Source organism: Niastella sp. (assembly GCF_045805085.1).
In the GTDB taxonomy this organism is placed as follows: Bacteria; Bacteroidota; Bacteroidia; order Chitinophagales; family Chitinophagaceae; genus Niastella.
Genome location: NZ_JBJMLX010000452.1, coordinates 1 through 6,023, shown reverse-complemented (window position 1 = coordinate 6,023; position 6,023 = coordinate 1). Strand labels below are relative to the sequence as shown.

The following is a 6,023-nucleotide window of genomic DNA, read 5'->3' as shown; positions in this document are numbered from 1 at the left end:
TATCCCATTGTCGATCCCTGCTATTTTGGGAACCGTGATCTCGTTGCTGCTGGGTTTCAGAAGTAACCAGGCCTATGATCGCTGGTGGGAAGCGCGGCAGGTATGGGGCGCCATTGTGAACGACTCGCGTACCCTGGCCCGGCAGGTGATCAATTTTACCGAGAGCCAGTATGAAGAAGATGAAGTAATGCAGTTGCGGCAGCGAATGATTCGCAGGCAGATGGGCTGGTGTTATGCATTGGGTCAAAGTTTACGCCGGACGAATCCTGCCAGCGGACTTGAAAAATTTATCAGTCGCCGGGAACTGGAAAACCTAAGCCGCTTTAACAATGTGCCCATGGCAATGCTCGACCAGCATGGGCGTGATTTAAAACGTGCATTGGAAGAGGGATATATAAACAGGTATCAGCAAATGGAACTGGACCGTACGCTTACCCGTTTATGCGATGCCATGGGTAAATGTGAACGCATAAAGAACACGGTGTTCCCCAGCACATATAGTTTATATATTCATTTTTCCCTGATGCTGTTTATATGCCTGCTGCCGTTTGGCGTGATAGAACACTTTGGGTTTTTGGAAGTACCGTTGGTAGTGTCTATTAGCGCTTGTTTCCTGCTGATAGAAAAAATGGCCATTCATTTACAGGATCCCTTTGAGAACAAACCAACTGATACCCCCATGACGGCCATTGCCGGCACCGTTGAAAAGGATCTGCGGCAGCTGTTGCACGATCAGGAGGAACCGGAAGAAAAACGCCAGGGAGCATTCTATTATATCATGTAGGGTCAAGGAGGAAGTTTCAGGTTATGAGGCACAGGTAAGCAAGGCTCTTCGTAAGGGGAGCCTTGCTTGGTTTGTAAAAAAATTATTAACCCTTTTGTTATTTACATTCTTTTCTTAGTTTTGCATCCTCGATTATCACAACAATGATTAAAACCATCACATACAAAACAGGTATACGCGCAAATGCTGCGATCAGAGCAGTTATTGCCAGTACTTGTATTGTCTTTATAGGCAATGGGGAGACAAACCCATTTGCGGATAAGAGGGATTAATCATTTCAATAATAATAGTATTGAAGCCTCTTCATCCGGAGAGGCTTTTTGTTTGTCTTCCCGCGAAACTTCCTCAACAATCAACGAATCAATTTTTTAATCAGCAATATGAAATTCATAATCAAAACAATAATGAGCTCATTCCGGGAACACATTCCGTAATGGAAGGATTGTTTTGCATATTGCAAAAGGCCCTCCGTTACTGAACGGGGGGCTTTTTTTATTTATTCTATATCAAATACTATATGAAACGGCTACAACAATACAGGAATATTGGCATTATGGCACATGTGGATGCAGGTAAGACAACAGTTACAGAACGCATGTTATATTATACAGGGTTTATTCATCGCTTAGGAAATGTTGACAATGGCAATACCGTAATGGATAGTGATCCGCAGGAAGAAAAACGGGGAATTACTATTTCTTCCGCGGCCATCACTACCTATTGGAAGTATGCGGAGGATACTTACCAGGTCAACATCATCGATACACCCGGGCACGTTGATTTTGCCGCAGAAGTGGAAAGGTCTTTGCGCGTACTCGATGGCGCGGTGGCAGTGTTCTGCGCAAAATCAGGCGTACAACCACAATCAGAAACGGTATGGCGTCAGGCCAACCGGTATAATATTCCACGTATTGTTCTTATCAATAAAATGGATAGGCAGGGTGCGCAGTTTATGCGGGTGGTGAATGAGATCAGGCAAAAGCTACATGCGAATGTGGTGCCCGTTCAATTACCAATAGGAACTGAAGATGCGTTTAGCGGAATTATTGACCTGGTAGCAATGAAGGCGTTGTTATGGAACAGCGATGATGGAAAGAGTTATGACATTACCACTATTCCGGGTCATCTGTTAGAAGAAGCCGAACAGCATCGCAATCATTTACTGGAAGAATTGTCGCTGACCAGTGAAACCCTGTTTGAACAATTCACAACAGATGCGGAAAGCATTACGGTTGAAAGTATACATGAAGCGTTGCGTGCGGCCACTATAAGCAGACAATTGGTGCCCGTGTTATGCGGCGCCGCTTATAAGAACAAAGGTATACAACCATTACTCGATGCGGTGGTGCAGTATTTACCATCGCCGGTTGATATTCCTGCTGTTACAGGTATCGATCCGGATAATGACGAACCGGTAACTGTACGAACGGATAGAGAGGCGGCTTTTGCGGGGTTGGCCTTTAAAATAATCACCAACGATTATACAGGCAAACTGGCATTGGTGCGCGTGTATTCTGGTACATTAAAACAAGGCGATACGTTGTGGAATGGAAGAACAGGTAGGAAGGTGCGGGTGAGCCGGTTATTACGCATCATGTCTGATAAATATGAAACCGTTGAACAAATAGGCGCCGGGGATATTGGAGCATTGGTGGGAATGAAGGAAGTGCGAACGGGTGATACGTTGGCAGACCCTGAACATCTCGTGTTGTTGGAGAATATCCACTTCCCGGAACCCATGATCGGGTATTCCATTGAAGCCAAAACAGGCAAGGAGTCAGGCAAGTTAAGTGAAGCCCTGTCGCGCTTGCTCGAAGAAGACCCAACGCTGGTGGTGGAAGCAGATAAAGAAACCGGTCAAACCATTTTAAAAGGAATGGGTGAATTGCACCTGGAAGTGGTATTGGAGAAACTGGCTACAGAGTATGAAGTAGCTGTTAATAAAGGAAAACCGCAGATCGCTTACAAAGAGATCTTCACACAGCCTGTTCTGCACAAAGAGGTATTTAGAAAGCAGAATGGTGGTTCAGGCAGTTTTGCCGAGATCCATTTTGAGTTATCTCCGCGTGAACAGGATGTGCCGGGGTTTGAATTTATTAATGAGATCAAAGGCGGCGCCATACCGAAGGAGTTTATAGCTTCCGTGAACAAGGGTTTTGAAGCCGCTATGCAATCGGGTGCGTTGGCTGGTTATCCTGTTAACTCCATGCGCGTACGATTGTACGATGGAGCTATCCATGATAAAGATTCCAGTGCGCAGGATTTTGAACAGGTGGCTGGTATGGCCTTTAAAGCTGCTGCGGTAAAAGCGGCGCCCAGGTTGTTGGAACCTGTCATGCTGGTAGATGTATCAACACCCGATGAATATACGGGTGCTATCACCGGCGACTTAAACCGCCGACGTGGTGTCATCAGAGGCATTGAAATGAAAGACAATGTACAATGCATAAAAGCAGAAGTGCCGTTGTCAGAATTGTTCGGATATATTATGACGTTGCGGAGTTTATCATCTGGCCGGGCAGGCGCTTCGGTCACCTTTCATAGTTATCAATTGGTTCCAGGTAATATTACTGTTACTTAGTTACCCTTCAACAAGGCTTCCGAAAAGGAAGCCTTGTTTTTATGTACTTGTAATTCATGACATAACATTACCATCCAATGGGATTATGTTGGCGATTTGCATACCCATTTTCAGTTTGTGCCAATACCATAAGAAATAATTGCAGTCAGTGTTTTGTTATTTAGGATCTTTCATTAGCTTTGCACTATGATTCGCATTAATTCATATTTGCTGTCTGTATCGCTCAGTTGTTATAGCAACGAGCTGAAGGGCAGTTATATGTTTGCGAATAAAGTTGATAGATAAAAATACACTTTAATAAACGCACTAAAGCCCTTCAGGTCAAGCACTTGAAGGGCTTTTTGTTTTTAGCCCCTTAGCCCAACGGGAGAGGCTGCTGTCTGAGAAACAGTACAGTGTGAGTTCGATTCTCACAGGGGCTATTACTATGCCTAACGGTAAAGGGCAATAGTAACAATAAGAGCAGGTACTCAATACTGATATGGAGATTGGTCTGCAAAACCAATTCAATATGGGTTTAATTCCCATCCTGCTCTCAATGGAAGGTTAGCATAATTGGTAATGCAGCAGTCTTGAAAACTGCCATACGTGTAACAACGTTTACAGGTTCGAGTCCTGTGCCTTCCGCCTTCGCTCGCCGAAGCCTTGGCGTAGGCGAGCTTCGCTCATATTACGGCGAGCTTCGGCGGACAATGTCCGCCTGATAGGAGGCATATAGTAATGCCAAATAAATTTTGGAGAGTAGTCAGATACTGGTTTGCTGTGACATCCTGCTAAGATGTTTCTCGTTTAACCACGGGATGAAGGTTCGATTCCTTTGCTCTCCGCTTTCACCCGCCGAAGTCTTGACGTAGGCGGGCTTCGCTCTTATTAGGTCGAGCTTCGGACGCTTGTACCAGAGCTTCAGCGTCGGCGTACGGACAATGTCCGCCTGGTAAGAGACATTTATAAAGTGCTATATTTTCCCTGGGGCGTCGGTAACGATGGAGGAGTTACGCCAGACTGTAAATCTGGTACATTTGAAACACAGGGGGTTCGAATCCCTCACGCCCCGCAAAAAAATTGAAACGCCTTCAAGTCATTGGATTTGAAGGCGTTTTTAGTTCGAAATATTGCCACTGGTTATGGCCTTTTCAATTTAATGTTTGATTATCAAATTGTTGGTAGGTTCGAAGTGTATAAAAATTAAACTTTTTAGACGACCGGGATTTGCCGGATCGTGAACAAATACTATTTCACCCGGTTCTCAAGCTGCAAACCATTTACTCTGATAAACTCTTCTTATTATTGGTAACGGGCGCACATAATTGCGGGTACCGTATTCCAATTCCGCCAAAGTAATAACAGAGAGGGTGCGAATTACCGGAGTTTGGGAAAAATTCATACCATTGCAAAGTAAAAGCTGCCTTCATTCTAAAAACTTATTTATGCAGATAAAAGAATTCGATTATCAAAGCCTGGATGCTTTATTTGGCGACTATAAGGATCGTGTTCAGAAATTATTAAATGAGAATATAGACCTGAGCAAATTATCGGAGGTTGCGAAAAAGCCCATTGACTCGCTTACCGAAGATGATCTGGCGGCAATAGGATGTAAAAAGCAGTATGATGAGGAATTTCAGGAACTTTATGCCATAGAAAATTTAGATCATCTGAAATTATATGTAACCCGGGAAGACGGCCGGTATAACCTGCGAGGGTACATGCTTAGGTTGATCAAGCCAATCACTACTACCTCAGAATTGATTGAGGAAGCTCTTATTAAGTGGAAGTTAAAAATGAATTAGCGCTATCTATGCATCCATATATCCCATATTTATTGCATGATATTACGGCAGCGTACCGTACAGAAAAGCCTTGCCAGGAAAGAGAAAAAAGCTTTGCGGAAATTTTGGAAGAAATCAGCCGAATGAAAGAGGATCGAAAATATACTTTCGGCTACTTCTGTGGGCTAAAGAAAGATGATTTTCCTCCTTCTGACCAGCTTCTCAAGAAAGAAATGAAAATGGTAAGCAGCGCTTTTAAAAAGATGATGCGTAGCTGGAATCTACAATGTTGGTTGCCCAAGACACTGCCTGTTAATCTGGTCTATGACCTGCTGATCCGGACGCTGGAACGCAAGATCAATCCTCTGGAGTCTGGCATAGTACAGTTTAGTTATTGCAGTATGAATACTGCCAGTTGTTTGCTGGGGCTGCATTGCACTTGTTTAAAACAAAAGGCTTCCGAAGGAGGAGGCAGTTTCATTGAGATCAAGCTTTAGCTTCTGCCAGATTAAATAATACAATATCTGCTTACGGCTCATTTATCTCGTGTATACCATGGGCGGGGGAAATAAGACGACGGCTCTGGCATGTGATTAAAGAACGAATTTCCTATATTCTTTTCTTGCACAAAGATATTATTTTTGTCTTCATCACTTAACCATTCATCTTTCGCATTTATTAATGGATCATACCAATTCACTTTGTGTTGCGCCCAGTTTAACCATTCCTTTAATTCATCCGTCAAAGTATTTGTTTTTTCTGCCTGCTTTTCCAGTTGTTCTAAATAAGCACGAAGATGTTGTGCAAGCTGCCACCTGTCAGCGTTCGCTACCAATTTTCTGAATTCGTTTAATTCCTGTTTTTGCCGCTGCTCCAAGGCCTTACGCTGTCT

At 43.7% G+C, this 6,023-nt stretch carries 5 protein-coding genes and 3 tRNA genes; 7 read left to right on the top strand and 1 reads right to left on the bottom strand.

Features of this window, described 5'->3' with window-relative positions; all coding sequences use genetic code 11:
- From ACJ751_RS23935 to ACJ751_RS23905, 7 genes are all read left to right on the top strand, one after another.
- Positions 1-784, top strand: a 784-nt coding sequence (locus tag ACJ751_RS23935) for a bestrophin family protein (RefSeq protein WP_407748059.1), incomplete at its 5' end; no start/stop codon positions are given.
- Between the two features lie 517 nt (positions 785-1,301).
- Positions 1,302-3,365: an elongation factor G gene (gene fusA, locus ACJ751_RS23930; RefSeq protein ID WP_407748058.1), complete on the top strand. Its 2,064-nt coding sequence runs from the start codon at positions 1,302-1,304 to the stop codon at positions 3,363-3,365.
- Between the two features lie 349 nt (positions 3,366-3,714).
- A tRNA-Leu gene (locus ACJ751_RS23925) sits at positions 3,715-3,787 on the top strand.
- Positions 3,788-3,905: 118 nt separating this feature from the next.
- Positions 3,906-3,992: transfer RNA gene (locus tag ACJ751_RS23920), tRNA-Ser, on the top strand.
- 341 nt (positions 3,993-4,333) lie between these two features.
- A tRNA-Tyr gene (locus ACJ751_RS23915) sits at positions 4,334-4,419 on the top strand.
- A 373-nt stretch (positions 4,420-4,792) separates the two neighbouring features.
- Positions 4,793-5,152, top strand: coding sequence for a hypothetical protein (locus ACJ751_RS23910; RefSeq protein ID WP_407748057.1), 360 nt, complete (start codon positions 4,793-4,795; stop codon positions 5,150-5,152).
- A gap of 8 nt (positions 5,153-5,160) precedes the next feature.
- Positions 5,161-5,628, top strand: a complete 468-nt coding sequence (locus tag ACJ751_RS23905; RefSeq protein WP_407748056.1) for a hypothetical protein — start codon at positions 5,161-5,163, stop codon at positions 5,626-5,628.
- 38 nt (positions 5,629-5,666) lie between these two features.
- Here ACJ751_RS23905 and ACJ751_RS23900 read toward each other — a convergent pair.
- Positions 5,667-6,023: hypothetical protein (locus ACJ751_RS23900; RefSeq protein ID WP_407748055.1), on the bottom strand; the 357-nt coding region annotated here is incomplete at its 5' end.